The organism is Streptomyces sp. NBC_00388, from assembly GCF_036061255.1.
GTDB lineage: Bacteria > Actinomycetota > Actinomycetes > Streptomycetales > Streptomycetaceae > Streptomyces.
On record NZ_CP107948.1, the window covers coordinates 4,930,624 to 4,954,182 of the forward strand.

1 protein-coding gene is annotated in these 23,559 nt (G+C 69.6%); it reads right to left on the minus strand.

Annotation, left to right across the window (positions count from 1 at the left end):
• Nucleotides 1-42: 42 nt before the first annotated feature.
• Complete coding sequence (locus tag OG917_RS22225) at nucleotides 43-23,550, minus strand: EndoU domain-containing protein (protein WP_328319361.1); 23,508 nt, start codon at nucleotides 23,548-23,550, stop codon at nucleotides 43-45.
• Between the last annotated feature and the right edge of the window lie 9 nt (nucleotides 23,551-23,559).

Genomic DNA, 23,559 nt, shown 5'->3' on the forward strand with positions numbered 1-23,559 from the left:
CATCGTTCGGTGTACGTCAGCCGTGTACGGCAGTGGTGCGTGTCAGTCGCCCGCGCCGGACAGCGCGGCGAAGATGTCCGTGGACAGTGTCACGGGCGGGCCGTCGTCCTCGGCCACGCCCCCCGGGACGGCGTTCTTGGCCACGCCCCCCTCGTACCAGAGGTCCAGCAGCTCCGTCTTGGTCCGGATGTACCGCTTGTACTTGTTCAGCGTCTCCGTCAGTTCCTTGGACAGGTGTCCCGACTGCTCGGCGAGGTCGACCTCATGGAGGAGAGCGGCATGCTTTTCCCGTTCCATGCGAGGGTCGAAGTCCTCGGGGACCGGGTCGGTGCCGTCCTCCGTGTCCTCACGCCAGTGCTCGGCCAGCTCCTGCAGGCGCTCGTCCGTGAAGATGTGCAGCCCCACGTCCGAGACCGTGGACCAGTGCATGAAGGAGCGGAACCGCTGCTCCGTGACGGTGGGGTCGCTGCCGAGGAGTCCGTCGGCGACCTTGTCGAACCGTGCGTGGTCGCGGGTGAAGTGGAGATCCGCCACCTTCTGCTGCTGGCTGATCCGGTAGTCCAGCGCCACGGCCTCGGGTGAGAGGGGCTGCTGCCAGCGGAACTTGTCCTCGCCCAGTTCGGCGATGTCCGCCGGGTCCACCTGGAGGGCGTCCGCCAGCCGTTGCAGATAGGCCGGGTGCACGCCCAGTGCGTAGGCCTGGTCCGCCGTCCCGTACGGGATGCGCGGCAGCGGGTTGGCGAACGAATCCTTGTACAGCTTCCAGGCCTGGGGCAGATCCATGTCGAGCATGTCGTTCATCGTCAGCTGCTTGGAGTGCAGGTACGACGAGAAGTCCCACCACCCGGGGAGCGGCGCACCGAGTTCCGTCATCCGCCGGACGAGCGCGCCCGTGGAGTGCTTCCAGGCCTCCATGCGGGCGGCCAGCTGGTCGAGTTCGGTGAGGGTCGGGCCCAGGAGGGCGGAGCCCCGCAGGGCGACCTTGATGCTCGCGAGAGCGGAGGAGGGTATGCCGAGCTCCTTCGCCGCCGCGGCCATACGGCCGGCGCCTGCTCCTGCGCCTGCTCCTGCGCCTGCTTCTGTGTCTGTGCTCGTGCTCGCCTTCGCTGTTGTCTTCCCGTCCGCGTCCGCTTCGGTGAGCGGGCCGGACATGTCCTGGCTGCTTCGGTGCTGCTCCAACAGCCCCTTCACGCCGGGCTCTTCGAGTATTCCGGCCGGGGTGTTGCGGTGCAGCGAAGTCACCACGTCCGACTCCCACACCGAGCGCCGTGTGTGGTGCGGCAGCCCCTGCGGGCGCTGCCAGCCGGCCGGTTTCCGCGGTACCGGCGGCAGCAGGTTGACCACGTGGTGCAGGAAGGTGTCCAGGCCCGGCTGGTCGGTGGGGTCGAGCAGGGTCAGGTCCTTCAGGATGCTCGTGTCCGAGGAGCCGATCAGGATGTTCATCAGTTCGGGGCTGAACGCGACCATCGTCGGGTCGTCCGTCAGTGAAAGCTCCACGTCGAAGGTGACCTGACTCAGTTCCCGGTGTCCTTGCGGGCTGAGCCGGTTGAAGCCGGCGGCCAGCTGCTTCCGTACCTCAGGCAGCAGGTGCTCGGTCAGCTCGGTCTGCCGTTCCTCAAGCATCGGCGGATGCGGCAGGACCCTGGTGACGCGCATCCCCAGGTTGCCGTCCTGGTGGATCACCCGCTGGATGTGGAACAGCGCCGTCGAGCCATCGGGTTTGGCCGCGCCGACCTGCAGGGGAGCGGTGACCGCGAGTATCCCGGGCGAGCTGTGCGGGACCGGCGGCTGGTGGGTGGAGGGCCTGACCCACAGCTGTTCGCCGTCGCGGACGTGTCCGTGCATCCGCACGCCGTCGTGCACGCCCTCCCACAGATATCCGCCCTCCGGGACCTGTACCAGCGAACCGGTGTCGAGCGCGTTGCGGTGAGCCATGACCATCGCGGTCCAGAGCTTGCGCGGCGACCAGTCGGAGGGGAACAGCAGATGGGCGGTGATCCCCGTGCCGTCCGCGCCGAGCGCGGTCCCGTTCTCCGCGTCGCCGAGCTTCAAGGGGCGCGGGAGCGCGGCACCGTTGGCGACCGCGTGCGCCGTGCGACCACGCAGATTCGGGTCCTTGAACCAGACCGTGGCCCACTGGGTGCCGTTCGGGTGGGCGCTCCACAGTGTGTCGATCTGGACGCCCTGGCCACGCTGCGCGGCGGCCCCGTCCGGGCCGGGCAGCGCGTAGTGGACGCCGGTCCTGTCGTGGGTGGAGCCGTACGTCACGAAGCGCAGCGTGCCTTCCCCGATCGCGGGCTCGTTGCTGGCCGGGGCCGGCATGACGAGATGGTCGGGCGGCACGATGTCGGCCTGGTCGGAGTGTGGCGCGAAGTCCGTGATCGTGCCGGTCAGGTCGGCAGTGCCCTTGATCCGTACACCCTGGTAGTAGCCGTCGAAGTGGTAGCTTCCCGGCTCGATCCCGGGGGTTTCCGTGGTGGGCACGAGGCCGCCGGTGCTCTGCTGGCGGAGGTAGACCTGCCGGGTGGCGTAGAGCGCCTCTTCGAGGGTCCAGTGGTCGGGGAACATGGTTCGTGTGCTGCCGTCGGGGTGGGTGCCTGCCTGGTAGGTGCCGTTCGGGTTGCGTTCTGTGGTGGGGGTGGGGCGGGGCCGGTCCGTGGCGCCTTGTGGGGCGAGGAGGCCGGGGGCGCCGGTGCGGGGGTTGCCGCGCAGGACGCGTTCCCGTACGTCGAGCGGGATGTCGGCGGTGCCCCACGGCGCGTGCGGCATCGCCGACTTGATCGCGGTGCCCAGCACCAGCAGGTCGCGGGGCATGACACGCAGATGCGGCGACAACGTCATCGGGCGCGGGAAGTGGTTGTCGACCGAGATCCGGCCGAAGAGCGGGTCGGCGTAGTTGCCGCCCATCAGCGCGTGCTCGTCGTAGACCGGCCAGTGGGCGAGCCCCGGGGTGTGGCGCCGGTAGTAGTCCCACAGGCCCATCAGATGGCCGATCTCGTGGGCCGGCATGTGCGGCTTGGACTCGATGGACTGCGCGGAGACGTACCAGTTGCCTGCGTCGTCCGGGCCGTTGCCGCTGGGGTCGGGGTGCAGCACGACGGTGTGGTGCGCCTGGGCCGGGTCGTCGGTGAACTCGGCCTTCACCACCAGCAGATCACCGTTCGGAAGACGGTGGCGCGGCGCGTTGAAGTACTTGGTGAGGCTGCGGGCGGTGACGTCCTTGGTGGCTCCGATGTCCTCAGGGGTGACACCGTCCCTGGCGTCCAGATGGATGCGTACGGTGATTTCGGCTCGGGTGACGCCGCTCGGCAGCTCGATGCGCCGGGCGCTGAACTGGCGCATCCAGATGGGTCCTGTGTAGCCCGCGCTGTTCCTGAAGGCGGCGGTGGGCCGGGGGATCTCGACGCTGCCCGGAGTGGAACCGGCGATGGGGGCGGGGGTCTGTGGAGCGGCAGAGGTATGCGGGGCGGCAGAGGACTGCGGGGGGTTCGCGGGGCTCTGCGGGAGGACGGTGGGCGGTGACTGGAGGTGCGGGCGCGGGTGCGGGGTCGCGGACTGCTGAGTCGCGGGCAGGGCCGTGGACGGTGTTGCGGGCGGCCCGTCGCCCTGGGACACGCCCCCCGGGTACTGCTCGTCCAGCTGGGTCAGCCGGGCCTGGATGTGCCGCTCGTAGGTGTCCAGGGCCTCCTCCCGTGCCGGGTCCGGCAGGGGCCCCGACGTGTCGGCCACATGGAGCAGATCGGCGTACTGCTCGCGTTCCTCGAACGGGTCGTAGTCCTCGGGCACGTGGGTGGTGCCGTCACTCGTCTCCACCCGCCAGTGCTCCACCAACTCCCGCAGGCGCTGATCGGTGAAGATGTGCAGTCCCTCGCCGGCGACCCCGGACCAGTGCATGAAGGAGCGGAACCTCGCGTATACGAGGTCGGGGTCGCTGCCCGGCAGTTCGTCGGCGACCGTCTTGAACCGTGTGTGGCTGCGGGCGAAGCGGGCCGCTTCCAGCCTCTGGTGGTTGTCCAGCCCGAAGTTCCGCGCCAGGGCCTCAGGGGCGTGGGGCTGCTGCCGGAAGGTCTCGTACTCGCCCAGATTGAGGACATCCGACGGATGCACGTGGAGGGCGTCGGCCAACCGTTGCAGATAGGCCGGGTGCATGCCCAGGGTGTAGGCGAAGAAGCGTGTGTCGTCCGAAATCCGCTGCATCGGTTGGGCGCGCGAGTCTGCGTACAGCTTCTTGGCCCTGGCCGGATCCATGGAGGCCACCCTGGACAGCGTGTGCCCCTTGGTGTGCAGATACGACGAGAAGTGCGACCACTCGGAGAGCGGCACACCCACTTCCGACATCTGCTTCACGAGCCGGCGCGTGGAATTCCCGAGGCCCAGTCGGGCGGCCAACTGGTCGAGTGAGCCGAGGGCCGTGTGGAGGGGGGTGGACCCCTGCAGGGCGGCCGTGATGCTGGTGAGGTCGGAGGGCCGCAGTGTGAGGACCCCGGCCGCTGCCGCCAGGCGATGGGGGCTGACGACCGTGTCCGTGCCGGCGTTCGTGAGCGGGCTGGACGGTTCCTGGCTTCGGGATTGGGCCAGCAGCGCCCGTACGCCGGGCTCGTCGAGTATCCCGGCCGGGGTGTTGCGGTGCACGGAAGTCGTCACGTCCGACTCCCAGACCGATTTCAGGACCGGGTTCTGCTCGTGCTGCGGCTGCCCCTGCGGGCCCTGCCAGTCGGCCGGCCGCTCTGACAGCGGCGGCAGCATGCCTCGGACGCTTTGCAGGAGGGCGTCCATGCCCGCTTCGTCGATGGAGTCGGCCGTCATCAGGTCCGAAAGGAGGGAGCTCAGGTCCCCGTCGTTCTGTGCGATCTTGACCAGCTCGGAGTCGTCCCCGAGTTCCATCGCCGGGTCTTCGGTCGGTGACAGTTCTATGCCGAAGGTGACCAGGCCCAGTTCGCGGTGTCTGTACGGGGAGAGCCGATTGAAGTCGGCGGCCAGCTGCTCCCGCAGGTCAGGCAGCATCTCGTTCTGCAGGTATGCGTGGAACTCGTCGGCCAGCGGGGGACGCTCCAGGACCCGGGTGATGTGGAGCCCCAGGGTGCCGTCCTCGTGGATCACCCGCTGGACGTGGAACGGCAGCGGCGTGCCGTCCGGTGTCTTCAAGGAGATCCGCAGGGGATCGGTGACCGCGAGCACCTTGGCGGACATGGCCGAGATCAGTGGTTGGTCCGTCGAGGGCCGGACCCACAGGTGTTCGCCGTCGCGGACGTGTCCGTGCATCCTTACGCCGTCGTGCACGCCCTCCCACAGGTATCCGCCCTCCGGGACCTCCACCCACGAACCGGCCTTGCGCGCGGTGCGGTGGGCTCCGGCTATCGCGTCCCGGAGCGTGGGCAGCGACCAGTGGTGGGGGAAGAGAAGCTGACCGGCGGCGGTCATGCCGTCGGGGTTGAACACGGGCCCGTTCTCCCGGTCGCCGAGCTGCCATTCGAGAGGCGGCGGGGAGCCCATGGCGACGGCCTGCGCCGTCCGCCCCCGCAGGTTCGGGTCCTTGAACAGGACCGTGGCCCACTGGATGCCGTTCGGGTGTGCGGGCCACAGCGGTTCGATGTGGACGCCGTGATGGCGCTGCGCGAAGGTCCCGGCCTCCTCCGGCAGCGTGTAGTGGACGCCGGTTCTGCTGGAGGTGGAGCCGTAGGTCAGGAAGCGCAGTGCGACGTCCCCGATCGCGGGCTCGTCGGTGGGCTTGCGGGGTGGTGGCGGTTGGAGGTGGGTGGGCGGCTGAAGGCCGTTCTGGTCGGGGTGGGGTGCGAAGTCGATGATGGTGCCGATGGCATCGGCGGTGCCCTTGATGCGTACGCCTTGGTAGACGCCGTCGAAGGTCCGGCGGCCTGAGCGTTCGGTGTCGGTGGTCGGGGTGCCTTTGCGGAGGTGGCCGAGGTAGACCTGGCGGGTGGCGTGCAGGACCTCTTCGGGGCTCCAGTGGTCGGGGAACATCGTCCGGTCGCTGCCGTCGGGCCGTTCGCCCGCCCGGTAGGTGCCGTTGGGGTTGCGCGGCCCGGTCGCTTCGGGGCGGAACCGTCCGGCGGGGCCGCGCGGGGCGAGGAGGCCGGCGGCGCCGCTGCTGGGATTGCCGCGCAGGACCCGGTCCCGTACGTCGAGCGGGATGTGTGCCCTGGCCTTGTCGTGCGGGCCCGCGCCCACGCCGGGGGTGTGTGCCCAGGCGGCGTCGACCGCTGTGGAGAGCATCAGCAGGTCCCGCGGCACGACCCGGAGGTTCGGCGAGAGCCGATCGAAGGGAGGCAGGTTCATGTCGAACCGGATGAGCCCCGACTCGTCCATGTCGGGACCGGACATCAGCGAGTGGTCGTCGTGCACCGGTCGGAGCGGGATGCCCGCCTTGGCCTCGCGGTACTGGTCCTGGAAGCCGAGGAGGTGGCCGGTCTCGTGCGCGATGACGTACGACTTGTCCTCCGCGCCCTTCCCGGTCTCGGAGACGTACCAGGTGCCACTGTTGTCGCGGCCGTCCCCGTCCGGGTCCGGGTGCAGCTCCACCGTGTGGTGCGCCTGTGCGGGAGTGTCGACGAACTCCACCTTCACCCGCAGCAGATCCCCGTTCGGGAGACGGTGCTTCGGGGCGTTGTAGTACGTGTCGATGCCGCGCTTCGCCATGTCCTTGGCGTTCGCGACGTGGTTCTCGTTTGCACCGGGCCGGCGGTCCAGATGGATGCGGACCGTGATGTCGGAGCGCACACTGCCGTCGCTGAGCTCGGTGCGCTCGACGGAGAACCCGCGCTCCCAGACGGACGCGGCGGCCCCGCCCAGGTCCATGACCCGGTCACGGGGCGGGAGTACCTCGGCCGTACCCAGCGAACGGACGTCGGTGACCGGTGGGCGGGGGACCGAGGCGGAGGGGTGCGGGGGGATCTCGGCGATGGGGGCCGGGGCGACGGGGGCCGTGGGGACATCGGTGACGGGGTGGACGGCGGCGGGTGTGGGCGTGGGTGCCGGGGCCCTGTGCGGGCCGGCGTGCGGCGTGCGGAGCGGGACGTTCTGCGAGGCGTGCTGCTGAGCGGAGGACGACGGGGCGGGGTTCGGGGCCGTGGGCAGTGTCACGGGCGGGCCGTCCTCCTGATGCACGTCCCCCTCGTGCCACAGGTCCAGCAGCGTCAACTGGGCCTTGATGTCCGCGTCGCGCCTGGCCAGGGCCTTTTCCAGGGTCTGGGACAGCGGTCCCGACCGGTGGGCGAGTGCCACCATATGGAGCAGCTCGGCCTGGGGCTTCCCCGCCTTGCGCGGGTCGAAGTCCGCGGGCACCGGGTCGGTGCCGTCATTCGTTTCCAGACGCCAGTGCCCCACCAACTCTCGCAGTCGCTGATCCGGGAGGACGTCCAGGCCCAGGTGCGCGACCGTGGACCAGTGCATGAAGGAGCGGAACTCCTCCTCGGTGCGGGTGGATCGGCTGTCCAGCAGCTCGTCGGCGGCGTCGTCGAAGCGTCTGCGGTCACGGGCGAGGCGGGCGTCCTCCCGCTTTTCGCGCTCGCTGTCGAGTTCGGCTCGGAGCTTCTGTCCCAGGGTCTCGGGTGACAGGGGTTGCTGCCAGAAAGGCTTGCGCTTGCCCAGGAGGGCGACGTCCTCCGTGCCTACTCCGAGGGCGTCGGCCAACCGCGTGAGATAGCGCGGATGCACGCCCAGCGCGTGCGCCTGGGCCGACGTCCCGGCCGGGACGTCCGGCACTGGATGGGCGCGTGAGTCGTCGAGCACCGGCTGGACCCATGTCCGGTCCAGGGCGACCATGTCGGACATCGAGGCCCTCTTGGTGTGCAGATACGAGGAGAAGTCCCACCACTCGGAGAGCGGCACCCTGAGTTCTGTCATCCGCTTGACGAAGGGGCCTGTGGGCCCGGCATCCAGTCGGGCCGCCAGCTGGTCGAGTGCGTCGAGGGCCGGGCGGATGAGGGTGGAGCCCTTCAGGGCGCTCTCGATGCTGGTGAGGTCGGAGGGTCGCAGTCCGAGGGCGTCGGCCACCGCGGCCATGCGGTCGGTGTGTGTGCCTGCACCCGCGTCCGCGCCGACGGTGTGTGTGCCTGCGCTCGTGTCGGTGGTGTTGGTGTCTGTGTTCGTGAGCGGGCTGGGCGGTTCCTGGCCTCGGTGCTGCGCCAACAACGCCTTGACTCCGGGCTCGTCGAGCAGCCCGGCCAGGGTGTTGCGGCGGACCGAGGTCGTCACGTCCGACGTCCAGGCCGGGCCCTGCTCGTGGTGCGGCTGCCCCTGCGGGCCCTGCCAGCCGGCCGGTAGCTCCGACACCGGCGGCAGCCGGTCGGCGGCCTCGCGCAGGAAGGCATTCATGGCCTGCTGGTCGTTGAGGTCCAGCACCATCAGGTCCTGCACCATGTTCGGATTGAGGAAGTCCGTCACGATGTTCGACAGCTCCGCGCCGTACCCGGTCATCGCCGGGTCGTCCGTCGGCGACAGCTCCACGTCAAAGGTGATCAGGCTCAGTTCGCGGTGTGCGAGTGGGTCGGGCCGGTTGAGTTCGACGCCCACTTGCAGCTGTACCTCGCGCAGCGGCCCGGCCAGTTCGTTGCTCTGCTCCGGGGACAGCGCCGGATGCGACAGCACCCGGGTGATGCGCATCCCCAGGGAGCCGTCCAGGTGGATCACCCGCTGGACACGGAACGGTGCCGGTGTGTTGCCAGGTCCGGGCATCTCGAAATCCACCGGGGCGGTGACCGCGAACACCTTCGGCGAGTGGTCCGGGGACGGTGGTTGGTCCGTCGAGGGCCGGACCCACAGGTGTTCGCCGTCGCGGACGTGTCCGTGCATCCTTACGCCGTCGTGCACGCCCTCCCAGAGGTAGCCGCCCTCCGGCACCTCCACCCACGAACCGTTGCCGCGCGCGTTGCGGTGGGCCGCGACGATCGAGTCCAGGAGCTGGTACGTCGACCAGTCGGAGGGGAAGAGCAGATGGGCGGTGGCCACCTCGCCGTCGGCGCCGACCATGGCGTCGTTCTCCCGGTCACCGCGATGCAACGCGGGCGGCGGCGGGGCGCCGTTGTCGTGTGCCTGCACCGTCCGCCCCCGCAGGTTCGGGTCCTCGAACCAGACGGTGGCCCACTGGGTGCCGTTCGGGTGCGCGGGCCACAGCGGTTCGATGAAGACGCCGTGCTTGCGCTGCGCGAGGGCCCCGTTCGGGCCGGGCAGCGTGTAGTGGACGCCGGTTCTGCCGGAGGTGGAGCCGTAGGTCAGGAAGCGCGTGGCGACGTCCCCGAACGCTGGGTCGTCGGTGGGCTTGCGGGGCGGTGGCGGTTGGAGGTGGGTGGGGGGCAGCAGCCCGCTCTGGTCGGGGTGGGGTGCGAAGTCGAGGATGGTGCCGGTGGTGCCGGCGGTGCCCTTGATGCGTACGCCCTGGTAGACGCCGTCGAAGGTATGGCGGTTCGGGCGTTCGCGGTCGGTGGTCAGGCTGTTGGTCCTGACGTGGTCGAGGTAGACCTGGCGGGTGGCGTGCAGGACCTCTTCGGGGCTCCAGTGGTCGGGGAACATCGTCTGATCGCTGCCGTCGGGCCGTTTGCCCGCCCGGTAGGTGCCGTTGGGGTTGCGTGGTGCGGTGGGCTCAGGGCGTACGCGTCCCGAGGGGCCGCGCGGGGCGAGGAGGCCGGTTGCGCCGGTGGTGGCGTTGCCGCGCAGGACCCGGTCCCGTACGTCGAGCGGGATGTGTGCCCTGGCCTTGTCGAGCGGGCCCGCGCCCACGCCGGTGGCGTGTGACCAGGCGGTGTCGATCGCGGTGGAGAGCAGCAGCAGGTCCCGCGGCACGATCCGCAGCGTCGGCGAGAGGGGGTGGGCGGGGTGGATCCCGTGGTCCATGCTGAACTGGATGAGTCCCGCGCCGTCGATGCTGTATCCGGACATCAGCGAGTGGTCGTCGTGCACCGGCCGGAGCGGACGGCCTGTCCTGGCCTCGCGGTACTGGTCCTGGAAGCCGAGGAGATGGCCGGTCTCGTGCGCGATGACGTGTGACTTGTCGGCTGAGCCCGCCCCGCCCTCCGAGACGTACCAGGTGGCGCTGTTGTCGCGGCCCGTGCCGTCCGGGTCCGGATGCAGCGCCACCTTGCGGTGTGCCTGCGCGGGGTTGTCGACGAACTCCAGCTCCACATGCAGGAGATCCCCGTTGGGGAGACGGTGTTTCGGGGCGTTGTAGTACGTGTCGATGCCGCGCTTCGCCATGTCCTTGGCGTTCGCGACGTGCTTCTCGTTGGCACCGGTCTGGAGGTCCAGATGGATACGGACCGTGATGTCGGAGCGCACACTGCCATCGCTCAGCCTGGTGCGTTCGACGGCGAACCCGCGCTCCCAGACGGACGCGGCGGCCCCGCCCTTCGCCATGGTCCGCATACTGGGCCGCTCGATCTCGGCCGTGCCCAGCGACCTTTCGGGGCGGGGGACCGAGGCGGAGGGGCGCGGGGGGATCTCGGCGACGGAGTAGTCGACGCCGGGTGCCGGGGCGTGGACGGGTTCAGTGGTCTCGTGCAGGGTGGTGAGGTGCGGGGACGGGTGGGGCCGGTGCGGGCTCGGGGTCATCACGATGTCCCCGTCCCAGTCCATCCGGCCGGCCTCGCCCATCACGATGTCCTCGTCGAAGACCGTGTGCGTCGGCGTCGCCTGGTGGGAGGAAGGGGTCTGCGCGCCCGGAGTGGCGGGGGTCATGGGGTTCTCGGACCACAGCTGGGCGAGCCGCTGCTCCCTCTCGGCGCGGTGGTCCGTGACGTAGGGGTCCAGCTGAGCCAGGCGTTCCTGCGCACTGCTGAGCGCCACCGGGTCCTGGGCCCGGTTCGCCCTGATGACCGCGAACCCGGCCATGTTGCGCTGGTGCTCCACCTCGTACAGCTCGCTCCGGTGGTCAGCGAGATCGAAGCCGGGCGGGGGCGGCACGATGTCCCTGACCGCCGACCAGTTGCCCATCAGGAAGTCCAGCTCGGCTGTCGTGAAGTGCCGCAGACCTTCGAGAGACATCCTGCTCCAGTGCAGGAAGCCGTGGTAGTCGAAATCGGGATCGCCGGTCTCGTTACGGTCCTCGCCGAGGAGGTCGTCGGCGATCTCGTCGAACCGCTCCCGGTCGATCTCGGCGCGGAGCTCCTCGATCTCCGTGCGGTGCCCGGCCAGATACTCCAGCGCCAGTTCCTCGGGGGTGGCGGGGCGCTGCCAGAAGTCGGCGTCCATGTTCAGCCGGGTGATGTCCGAAGGGGAGTACAGCCGCAGGGCGCCGGCGAGCCGGGTGAGAGCGAGCGGATGTACGCCCAGCTCGTGGGCGGTGGCGTCGGTGACGGCGTCGGTGTCCACCATCTCGGTGCGCTGCCACTCGTCGATGCGCTGCCGGCTCTGCTGCAGGTCCGGGCCCAGCAGGCTGCGCATGCTCTCGCCCTGGCTGTGCTGGAAGGTCGACAGGTCCCACCAGTCGTCGGCGGAGACCCCGAGTTCCGACATCCTCCGGACGAACTCGCCGAGCTGCGGTCCCGCGTCGAGCCGCGTCGCCAGCTTCTGCAGGGTGTGCAGCGCCTCGCTCGGCGTGGCGGACTGGTGCAGTACGGGCAGAACGCTGCGCAGATATGTGGGGTGCAATCCCAACGCCCCTGATATGGCGGCCAGATGGACCGGGTTGACCGGCGTGACGTCGCTGTTCGGGTCGACCGGGGCGTGGTTGCCCGGCTGAGGGGCCGGGGCCTGCGGGTGCCCGGCCTGGGCTGCCGGCTGCGGCACCCTGACGATCTCGGCGCCGAGGACGACCAGCGAGGTGCTGCTGACACGGGTGGTGAGCTGTACGCCCGGTTCGGGCGTGGTGACGAGGGTGAGTGCGCCCGGCTGGTGCGGGTCGGGGGTGCGTGGTGCGCTGCTGCGGGCTGCCCGCAGTGCGGCCAGTCGCAGTCGGTCCGGGGTCCAACCGTCCGGGAGCCGGTCGTCCGGGGTCCGGGTGTAGCCGGGCGCGAATTCGTCCTCGGTAAGGGCGGCGAGCGCTGCCTCGGTCGATTCCTTGGTGACGTGCGGGGCGTGGTCCTGGGACCGGCGGGCGGCCAGCAGTTCCAGTACACCGGGTTCGTCGAAGAGCCCGGCGTGCGTGTTGCGGCGCAGCGCGGCTTCGACGTCCGCTGTGAGCAGCGGGCTCGGTGTCCCGCCCTGCTGCTGGTTCGGGGGATTCCAGGAGTGGGTGGACCGGGGCGTCGGGCGGCGGTGTTCGAGGACCTGGCGTACGAGGTCCTGGCGGCCCGCGTCCGGGTCCACGTCGAAGCCCAGCAACCGGGCCGCGGCGTCTTCGGCGCTGTGCAGGGACAGCGTTCCGATGTCGGCGCCGTCCTCCGACGGGTTGTTCCTGCTCGTCGGCCGGAGCTCCACGGTGAACCGGGTCTTGGGGAGCCGGCCGTTCTCCTTGCTCTCTTCCCCGGAGTTGTAGGTGTCGTCGATGTGATCCTGTACGCCGGACAGCTTCTCGCGCAGTTCGGTGAGGGCCCCCGGGTCCATGCCCCTCGAATACCGGACGACCCGGGTGAGGTTCAGCCCGCGGTCGCCGTTGGTGAACACCACGTGCGACGCACGGAATTCGGCAATTCCGCCGGACGCCCTGGTGAACGTCATCGGGGTCTCGGAGGTGGTCGCCGCGATGTCGTGCGCGTCCCACTCCGGGTGCGGCTGGAAGCGGGCCGGACGGAACCAGCGGTGCTCGCCGTCCTTCACGACCCCCTGCATCCGGACGCCGCCCGCCGAGCCCTCCCACAGGTAGCCGCCGTCGGGCAGTACTTCGAAGAGGCCGTTGGCCAGGGCGTTGTTGTGCGCGTCCCGTACGGCCTCGCGCAGATCACCGGGGGTCCACTCCTCGGGGAACAGCATCCGCGGATTGGTGCCCCAGCCGTCCTGGCCGACCCCGTCGGGCGAGTCGCCGTCGCCGGCCTTCAGAGTCTTCGGCCCGGGTCCCGCCGGCGGGTTCCGGAACCACACCTCGGCCCGGCGCACGCCGTTGAAATCGGGGTCCGTCAGCTTCTCGAAGATGATTCCGCGGTCCGTCTGGGCCAGCTCGCGCCGGTCCTCGCTGTGCGCGTACTGCACCCCGGTCAGCGTCGGGACGTCGCCGCGCAGCATGAAGCGCATGGAGGCGTCGCTGAACGCGGGCTCGTCGGTGGGCTTGCGGGGCGGTGGCGGTTCGAGGTGGGTGGGCGGCTGAAGGCCGTTCTGGTCGGCGTGGGGTGCGAAGTCGAGGATGGTGCCGGTGGTGTCGGCGGTGCCCTTGATGCGTACGCCCTGGTAGACACCGTCGAAGGTCTGGCGGCCTGAGCGTTCGGTGTCCGTCCTCAGGCTGCCGGTCCTGACATGGTCGAGGTACACCTGGCGGGTCGCGTGGAGGACTTCGTCGGGGCTCCAGTGGTCCGGGAACATCGTCTGGACGGTGCCGTCGGGGCGTTTGCCCGCCCGGTAGGTGCCGTTGGGGTTCAGCGGTCCGGTGGCTTCGGGGCGGAAGCGTCCGGACGGGCCGCGTGGGGCGAGCAGACCGTTGGCGCCGGTGCCGGCATTGCCGCGCAGCACTCGTTCGCGTACGTCGAGCGGGATGTGCGCCCTGGCCTTGTCGTGCGGGCCCGCGCCCGCGCCCGGAGTGTGTGACCAGGCGGCGTCCACGGCTGTGGAGAGCAGCAGCAGATCTCGCGGCATGATCCGCAGCGACGGCGAGAGGGTGTGGTCGGACGTCATGTGGTCCATGTCGAACTGCACGCGTCCCGATGCGTCGATGCCGTAACCGGACATCAGCGAGTGGTCGTCGTACACCGGCCGGAACGGGCGGCCCTGCTTGGCCTCGCGGTACTGGTCCTGGAAGCCGAGGAGGTGGCCGGTCTCGTGCGCGATGACGTACGACTTGTCGATCGAGCCCGCCCCGCCCTCCGAGACGTACCAGGTGGCGCTGTTGTCGCGGCCCGTGCCGTCCGGGTCCGGGTGCAGCTTCACCTTTCGGTGCGCGTCTGCGGGATCGAAGACGAACTCCAGCTTCACCTGGAGCAGATCACCGTTCGGGAGACGGTGGTTCGGGTCGTTGTAGTACGTGTCGACGCCGCGCTTCGCCATTGCTTTGGCGTTCGCCACGTGGTTCGCGTTGGCACCCGGCTGCACGTCCAGATGGATGCGCACCGTGACGTCGGAGCGCACACTGCCGTCGCTGAGCAGGGTGCGCTCCACGGCGAACCCGCGCTCCCAGACGGACGCGGCGGCCCCGCCCTCGTCCATGGTCCGGTCACTGGGCGGCAGGATCTCGGCCGTGCCCAGCGAACTCACGTCGGCGACCGGTTGGGGGGCCGTGGCCGAGCGGTGCGGGGGGATTTCGACGACGGAGTGGTCGGCGGTGAGCGTGGGTGTGGCGGCAGGCTTGTGCGGGGGAACGGGTGCCGGGGCCTCCAGCGGGCCGGTGTGCCGCGTGTGGAGCGGAGCGTGAGGCGAGGCGCCCGGGACACGGAACGATTCGGTCCGCGGACGGGCGGTCGGCTCCGTCGTCCCGTCGAAGTGCGAGCCGTTCTGCTGAAGGTGTACGGAGAGCGGTGCACCACCCCCGGGCGGGGGCCGGAACCGGTCCGACCCGCCGGGGTTACCGCCGGACGGCGCGGTGTGCACGGTGAGGTCCACGCCGAAGGTATCGGCCAGCAGCGGCAGGAAGCTCTGGGACCAGGGGGAGTCCCCGCTGTGTTCCCACGCGGCGACGGCCGTCTTCACCTCCTTGAACATGAGGTTCGCGGCCCGGTACATGGCACGTCGGTTGCCCTGGGTGAACTGCGGGACGAGGTGGGGCATCCGCATGGCGAGCCCGCGGGCGCCCAGCTCCACCACATGGGCGTGCACCGCCTCCTTCATGCCGAGCACCAGGGTGTGCAGGTCCTGGTGGTGCTCGACGCCGGACGCGGCCGAGGCAGTGGCGCGCAGCTCGTCCGGGGAGCCGACCAGGTTCCGCAGTTTCCGACCGAGGTGGGGGAGCTTAGGAGCGACTGCCGAGGGCGCGCTGACCAGCAGCGAAGTGAGCTGCGAATAGCCGTCGTCCGGCACCTTGACCACCGGGCGGGGCGTACCCGGCACGGGTTCGAGGTCGGACCCGCCGTCGGAGACCGAGTCGTCGTCGGAGACCGAGTCGCTGTCGGAGAGCGAGTCGTCGTCGGACGGCGGGTCCTGCGGCGGCCTCAGGTCCTGGGTCTGGTCCACATAGCGGTAGTGGCCGTCCTTCAGCAGCAGTTCGACGCCGCGGTTGCCCGGGTTGCCCGTCGCCTCGCTCCCGTTGGGCATGAACGTATGGCGTCTGCCGCCCACCATCACCGTCACCGGGACCCCGAACAGCCGGGCAGCCAGCGGCGGATACAGGTCACCCGCGCTGTCCTTGGCAGCGGACTCCTCGTTGGCGGGCCGCGTCGTCTGCGACGCGGCGAGCGAGGTCCGCTGCTCCGGGGTCAGTACCGCACGGTGGTTCTCGGTCGGGCGGCCCGCCGAGTGCGGAATCCACTTGCCCTCGGTGTACTCCCGGCCCTGCGGGGTGGACCTGTCCAGCAGGCTGTCCAGCCCGGCCGCGCGGATCTCGCCGGGCTCGAACGTGTCGGTGAGGTCCGGGTGGATGTAGTCCGCCAGGGGGTCGGGACTGTCCCTGTCCTCGCGGAGGTTCTCGCCGAACAGCGTGCGCAGCTCGTTCACCGTATCGGTGAGGTCGTGGCCCTTCGGGACGGTGATGCCCTGCGTGGTCAGCAGGTCCGGATCGATCCGTACCAGGTGTGCGGCCAGGTGGTGGAAGAAGCCGTTGCCGTCCTTCGTGGCCGGGCCGACCTCGTGGATCTCCCCGGACACCACGTTCCTCAGGCTGGTGACGTCACCCGCGTCGTTCGTGAACTCCTCGTACTCGGCGTCGTGTTCGGGCTTCTCCACACCGTGGTCGTGCTCCACGGTCGCGTCGTACGCCAGCGACTCGGGCGCCGTGCCGGTGCGCTCGTTCTCCGGGAGCCGGTGCCAGTCGTTGAGGGCGTCGGCGGCCGACCGCAGATTGCGGTAGTGCTCGCCCGCGTCCCGCAGCTTCTGCCCCAGCGACTCCAGCTTCGGCCGGACCGTCTCCCGTGCCGCGTTCAGTTCGGCGTTCGCCGTGTCCAGCGCCTGCTGGGCCGCTTGCCGGGCCTCGGGGGTGGTCGCCACGTCCAGCCGGTGCTGCGCGTCCTGCACCACGAAGGCCAGGTCGGTCAGCGGGCGGTAGGTGCTCCAGTACGCGTCGTGGTTGGCCTTCCAGGTCTTCCACCCCTTGGCCACGTCGTCCCACTGGCTGGACAGCGCCGCGGGGTGGTTCTGGTCGGTGATGAGCCCCAGATCCCGGGCCACGTCCTCGCGGATCCAGGCGAGCACATCGGTGTCCGTCTCACCGGCCTGGAGGCCCGGCGGGTCGTAGCCTTCCCAGGTCAGCCCGCGGGTGGCCACCTGGCCGAACGAGCTGTCCTTGAAGTGGCGGTGCACCCCGGCGACGGCCAGCCACTTCGTGGGTACGGAGAAGAGGAAGGCCCGCCCGGTGTCCGGCTTCATGTTGATCTTGGCGGCGGTCGCCTCGTTGAACTTGAACTCCTCCGACGAGCCGGCGCCCGGCGCGATGACCGGGGTGATCTGGTAGGTCGTGTTGTGCGAGTCGGCCCCGATGGCGTCACCGCCCAGCCCGCCGTTCTTGCCGTGGACCTGCCCCTCACCCACGTCGAAGCTCTCACCGGTGCCGGTGGCGAACTCCATCCGCACATCGGCCGTCGCGAGCAGTTTGGCCCCCGACAGGTCGAAGGCGGGGTGGAGCTGGAGGGAGCCGGTGGAGCCGCCGATGAGGGTGTCGTCGACCAGACCGAGGGGCTGGTAGCCGTTCTCGCCGAGTGCCGAACCGTCGATGAGCGAACCGGTCAGGGACAGCTCGTTGGTGCCGGCGGTCAGGGTGTCGCCGCCGCCCTTGCCGGGCGACAGCAGCTTGACGTTCGCGGCCTTGGCGCGGGCCCGGACCAGCTGGTCACCGGTGAGCACCCCGTGGGTCTCCGGGCCCTTGCCCGCGTGACCGCCGTTGAGGTGCGGGGTCTGGGCCTTCGCCAGGGTGATGTGGGCCAGAGCCTCGACATTCTCCGAGCCGAGTACCCGTGTGAAGTGCACCCCGTTGCCGGGGACCAGCCCGGCGGGGCGGTTGTCGCCGGACACGTGCTGGGCGAGGTGCCGGCTGATCCTGTCAGGCGTCGCGTTGGCCGACTGCCACACGTCCACGGAGGCGGGCGGCGGTGTGTACACATCGCCCTCGGTCTCCCCGCCCGGCTTGAGCAGCGCCAGCGGCTCCTGGCTCCTCGCGCTGCCCGCGGGCCAGGTGTGTTCCAGTACGACATCGCCCTTGTTGTCCAGGACGGTGACCACGACGTCGTACGAGGTGGAGACGGTGGCGAGCGGGCCGGGGATGACCGTCACCTGTGCCACGGTGTCCGACTCCGAGCCGCTGTGGCCGCCGCTCGTTCCCGTCGAGCCGCTGGAGTTCCCCAGCGGGCCGCCCGACGAACCGTTCGGCCCGGTGATGCGTTCGGTGATGTTCGCGGAAAGGCCGCGGGAGCGGGTGACGCCCCGCGAATCGGTGTTGCTGGTGGTGACCGACTGACCGCTCTCCACATCGCCGAAGCCGAAGTCCTCGACGCTCCGCGCGCCGGGGACCTGCTTCACCGTCACCCGGTATTCCCTGCCCCCGATAGGGAGACTCTCGGTGAAACCGCGCCAGGGCGCACGGCCCCGGTACTGCTGCGGAATACCGGACTCGACCATGGCCTGCCCGTGCCGTTCGGACAGCAGTGTCCTGATGGACTCCAGGCTGTTGCGGGTGAACCGCAGATTGCGCAGGCTCCGCATGAACTGCGCACGGTTCGCGTCCGGACCGCTCGGCGCCGACACCGGGACGACCCCGAGCGGGCTCTCCTTGAACCACGAGGAGTGCGACCAGGCGCCGGCCCCTGCGGCGAGCCTGGGCACCTGCGCGATTCCGGTGTTGAACAGGTTCAGCGCGTGGGCCGCCTGTTCGGAGACCAGTCCGCGCCAGCCATTCGCCTTGTCCACCAGCTGCCCGGTCCACGCGGGCAGCTTGGAGCGGAACGGCGTGAGGGCGCCGAGCTTGTCGGCGGACATCTCGACCCGGTACTCGGCGTTCGCAGTGACCGGCACCCACTGACCGTTCTCCGGGACGATGTTGACGGACCGGCTGTTGGTCCGGCCGCCGCCCGTCGAGGTCATGCTGGAGCGCGAGTACGGAGTGGCACCGAAGCCGTAACGCGTCGTGGTGGGCACGCTCGTGTGCTGCGCGGGGAAGTGCCCGGCGTTCAGGTCGAACGACAGCACCCAGCCCTTGCCGTCCCCTCCCGACACCGCCAGGTCCAGGCTGTTGTTCAGCTCCGGCTTGAGGTCGACGGGGCCGCCCACGGCGGTCGGGTTCCCACGCCGTCCGACGAGACGGATGTCGCCTGTCGCGCCGTACAGGAATCCGGGGGCGCGTACGTCGTTGAGCTGCTTGCCCGTCGGGGAGAACACCTGGTCGGAGTCGGCGGTCAGCGCCATCGAGCCGAGGGCGTTCTTCATCCGCTGGTGCTGGCTGGTCCCCTCGGTCGTCAGCGACCACTCACCGCGGGTCGCCCGGTTCGCGACCAGCGGCCCCGCCTCCTGGATGTGAAGGTCCGTCGGCACGTACTGGGTGATCACCGGGATGTTCTTGAGCGTGTCCTCGCGCTGCCACGCCGACGGCGCCCACAGGTCCTCGGTCTCGTCCTGCGTCAGCTCCCTGGTGGTGGTCGCGTGTTCGACGGCGTACGGGTTGGCCGCGCCCTCCGCATGCGGGTCGACCTTCGGCATGTACTGCTCCGACAGATGGAGCATCACGCTGAAGTCCCCGAGCGTGGCCCCGGGGCCGCCCACGGTGACCGGCTCGTGGATCTTGCGCCCCGCTCGGCCGAGTGTGAGGGCCCGGTACGTCGCGTGCCACTGGTGCACACCCACCAGCTCGGCCGTGAACCGGCCGGTCGCCGAGAAGGAGTGCACCCCGGCCGGGGAGGCCGTCACGTCCTCGCGGCCGGCGGTGAACACGGTGCCGTTGCTCCGGGTGTGCTGGCGGCTCGCGCCCGCCCTGGCCCCCAGCACGCCGATATGGTCCGGCGTGCCCTTACGGAACGTCTCGTTCGAGCGCAGTTCGACAGTGCCGCCCGCCTGGGCCCCGAAGGTGTGCGTGGTGCTGTGGGCGTTGCCCACGCGCTCACCGGCGTTGTTGTTCTGGCGGGTCATCCGGTCACGGTCGGTGCCCTGGTAGACCGGCCGGTCGAGCTCGGCCTTCAGGTTCAGCGAGAAAAGGTTTTCCTTGGTGAGGTTGCGGCCGAACAGCTTGACGGACAGCCCGTCGTGGGCGAGTTCGTTGAGCGTCGTCGCCAGGTTACGTTCGTCGAACTTGGCCATGATGATGCGGGTGTTGGCCTGCGCCCGGCTCCGTTCACCGCTGATGGCCTGCAGGAACTTCGTCAGTTGGCCGCGTGGATCGGCGCTGTTCCCGTCCGGACGCGGGGCGACCAGCACCGAGTCGCCGTGCGTCCGGTTGATCCAGTCGAGTACCCGGTCGACGAGTACGTTCGGGGACGTCGGGTCCGTGGCGTGAGCGTTGTCGATGACGAGGTCGGTGGCCCTGGTGTGCGTCAGGTCGTAGTCGCCGTTGCGCCAGTGCGCGGGCAGCGGCGGCTCGCTCCCCTCGGGACGGGTATGCGTGTCGGGGTCCCAGCCCGCCCGCTCGCGCGCCTCGCGCACCGGCAGCCGTACGAGACTCCAGGTGTCGAGGGTGTGCGTCTCGCCCTCGAAGGTGACGGGGACCTGGAGCTCCTGGAGGTAGAGGGCCGTGTCGCTGCCCTTCACCCGCCCGGTGATCTTGCGGCCCACGTTGCCGCCCTGGAGCGAGACCTCGCTGGAGTCGTGGCTGTAGTGCAGGGTCAGCCCGAGCTGCATGAAGATGTGCGGCGCCTGATCGGTCGGGATGGCGAACCGCGAACCGCCGAAGAAGGCCACCACGTAACGCCGGTTGTCCTGGACCAGGACCTCGTTCTTCACGGTGATGGCATCCGTGATGCGCATCTCGGCGTCGCCCACGACCTCGATCAGATGGTGCTCGCCGGATATCGCCTTGCCCACCTGGAAGGTGCCTGCGGACTGGCCGTTGCGCCTGCGCACGTCGAGTGGTGCCAGCGGTCCGCGGGCGATCTCGTCGGACCTGCTGTGGAAGTGGTCCGAGCTGAAGTAGTCGCTGAGCTGCTTGTGCTTGTACCCGCCGGGCCTGGCGTCGAGCTTCTGGACCGCCCAGTCGAAGACCGACTTCACCGGCCCGAAGCCCTCGGTGCTCGGCGAGCCGGGGCGCGCGCCGGGCGGCGGGGTGAAGTTGCGCGGTACGCGCAGCTCCGACTCCTTGGACACGGCGGACTCCTTGGAGACCCGGGTCGTCATGCCGTTCCTGACGCCCGTTCCGAAGGCGTCGATCCGCTCCTCCGGGTGGAACTCGACCTTGTAGTAGACGTCCTGGTGGAAGGACTCGCTGCCGCCCGTCGTACGCGTCTCACGCTGGAACGAACGCTGGTCGTGGCTGCCGATCACATGCTTCTGGTTGTGGCTTGCGCTCCCGCGGAGGTCGAACAGCATCCGGGCGTCGGAGGGCAGCGCCCCGGCGGCGAGTCCCAGCTGGAGACCGGTGCCCCGGGACGTGCCGGTGTTCGTACCGGTCTGCTGCTGGAGCTGCTGGGAGGTGTCCAGCTTGTGCGGGTCGCGGGCGTCGGAGTCCGGGTGGTGGGTCCACTTGTCGGCGTACGGGACGGCCGTGACGGTCATCACGGTCCGCTTCGCCTTGGTGAGACTCGTCCCGAGGAAGGGGACGCTGTGCTTGACGACGAACCGGCGGCCGTCGCCGAGGAACGAGCCCGGGTGCCGGGCCAGTTCGTCGTCGATCTCCTTGATCACGGATTCATCGGCCCGGTCGCCGGTGCGCTTGAGGTCGAGCGCGGCGTTGAGTTTGTCGTGGAGCGTGCGGCCGATGCTCCTGCCGCCCGGCTGAAGCAGCTTGGTGCTGCTGTGGCCTGCGGTGGAGCCGGTGGGGAGCGGATGCTCAGCGGGGCGGGGGTTCACGGCGTTCGGCTTGACGTACTGACTCACGTCATGCTGCCAGAGCGGAGGACGGGGGGAGCCCGCGGTGGTCTCTCCGGGCCTGTTCGCGGGGGTGGGGGGCGTCAGGCTGTCGTCGTGCTCGGGGCCGCCGGCCGGGCTTTCTTCGTTGTTCTGCTGATTGACCTGCTGGTTGTTCTGTTCGGTGATCTGGTTGTCGGCCAGGTTGTTGTTCTGCTGATCCGTGTGCTGGTTGTTCTGGAGCTGATCCGTGTCGAGTGCCGAGTTGTCCTGGTGCTCGGTGGAGACGGTGTTGGTGGGGGACAGCGGCCTCGGAGGGGGCGTCTCCGAGACCGTCTCGTCAACCGTCTCGTTGACATCGACCGTCTCGGTCACCGTCTCCGTGACGTTGTTCGCGGTCGGCTCCGGGGCCGTGACCGATTCGTTGTTCGGCGTGAGCGACGAGTTGAAGTCGGTGGCAGTGGTCTGGGACGAAGTCGGGCGCGGCAGGGGCTTCAGCTCGATACTGCTGCTCCCTTCGCCGTTGCCCGGCAGAAGGGGGGACTGGTTCGGACGGCGGGGCGGGGGCGCCGCACTGGGGAGGTGGGGCGATGACGAGGGTGTGGACGACGGGTTCGGCGAGGTGGTCGATGCCGTGTTGGCGTGGGGCGCGGACGTGACCGGTGCCACCTGCGAGACGGGGGCGACCGGCGTCACGGGGGCCTCGGACTCGTTGCGGGAGTCCGAAGTATGCGTGTGCTGAGTGTCGTTCGTGTGCTGAACGTCGTTCGAGTGGCTGCCCGTGTGCACCGTCGTGTTCGAGGAGCTCGTCGACACAGGTGTCACCGGCGTCACCGAGTCATGGGACGTGTCGTCGGTGGTGTTGCTGTACAGCGAGTCGGTGTCGCTGTGGCTGTACAGCGACTCCGTGTCGCTCACATCGAGATAGTCGAGGTGATCGTCCAGCTGCCCGTCCAGGTTCTTGTCCAGGCCCTTGGGCAGGTCCAGGTCGAAGTTCTTGTCCAGGCCCTTGTCGAACCCGCCGTCGAGTCCCGATGTGTCGAAGTGGTGGGACATGGCATGCACGACGGGGTGGACGAGATAGACGTGTCCGCCGTGACTCAGTCCGCCGGTCAGCATGCCCGCGACGAAGGTGTCCCACGACGTGGAGAAGCCGCCCTGGTAGATCAGGTTGTAGAAACCCTCACCGAGGTTCTGGCCTATGGACTCGACGAGCAGCCCACTGCCGACCATGCCCAGCCGGAAGCGCTTGTTGCCCTGGAAACCCATGTGCATCAGGGTCTGGGGCATGTCGTGGGCGAGCACCTTCAGCGCGTTCTTGTCGAGCGTGCTGCCCAGTTCCTTGGTGAGTTCCTTGCTGAGTGCTTCCGCCGCTCCCTTGGCCGGGCCCGACCAGTGCTCCGTGACGGTCTTGGCCCAGGTCTTGCCGATCTGACGGGACTCCTCCTTCGTCAGCCCGTTGATGGGGGACTTGGCGAACTCCTTGCCCATGTTCTTGATGAAGTTGTCGGCCGTGGCCTTGGCGCCCTCCTTCCCACCGAGCTTGGTGAAGCCCTTGGTGAGGCTGAGGTCGTGGTCGCTCAGCAGCTTGGCCACGTTCTTGGCCAGGTCACTGGCTCCGCCCTTGCCCCCGACCTTCTCCAGGGTCTTGAAGAGCGTCGTCAGCTCCGTGGTGAGGAGCTTCGACAGACCCTTGCCGAGCTTGTTGCCCAGCCACTTGCCGATCCCCGGGGCGAGCAGGCTGAGCGGCCCGGTGACCAGGCCCTGGATCGCGCCGAACTTGACCGCGTCCAGCAGCAGCTTGTTGTCGAACTCGTCCCGGTTGCCCTCGCGGATCTGGACCAGCTGGATGATGCGGTCCATCGCGAAGCCCATGCCGACCCCGAGGGCGACGTGCTGGGCGATCCTCTTGAGCAGCTCCTTGATCAGCATCTTGAGGAACACCCGGGTGAAGAGCGTGCGCCAGCTCAGCCCCTCCAGCAGTGCCTCACCGAAGCCGGGCACCCACGAGAACGCCATGGCGTACATGAACTCGGCCAGCAGCTCGATGAGCTGGGCGAGCATCATCCATTTCGTGTACTCGGCCTGGTTCGCGGTGTCCCGGGCGATCTTCGCCATTTGCTGGGACTGCTCCGCCGCCGCGTCGAGGAACGAGTTGTCGCCGCCCGCGATGACCTGGCCCAGATTGAGGAACGCGGTGGCCGCGTCGCCCTCGAAGTTCTGCCGGATGCTCTGGAGCAGCTGTACGAGCTGGTCGTCGAGCTGCTTGTAGTCGTTGCCCACGGAGTCGTAGAGGTCCGCTGCGTCGCGGAGCTCGTCCTCGTTGGCCTGGGGCCACTCCATGCCCGTGAGGGCATGCATGATCCACTCGATCGCGGGGGAGGGCGTCAGCATCCGTGGGTT

Bases quoted from the DNA above. Each gene is read 5' to 3' on its own strand.
- OG917_RS22225 (WP_328319361.1), bottom strand. From the start codon at position 23,550: ATGCTGACGCCCTCCCCCGCGATCGAGTGGATCATGCATGCCCTCACG.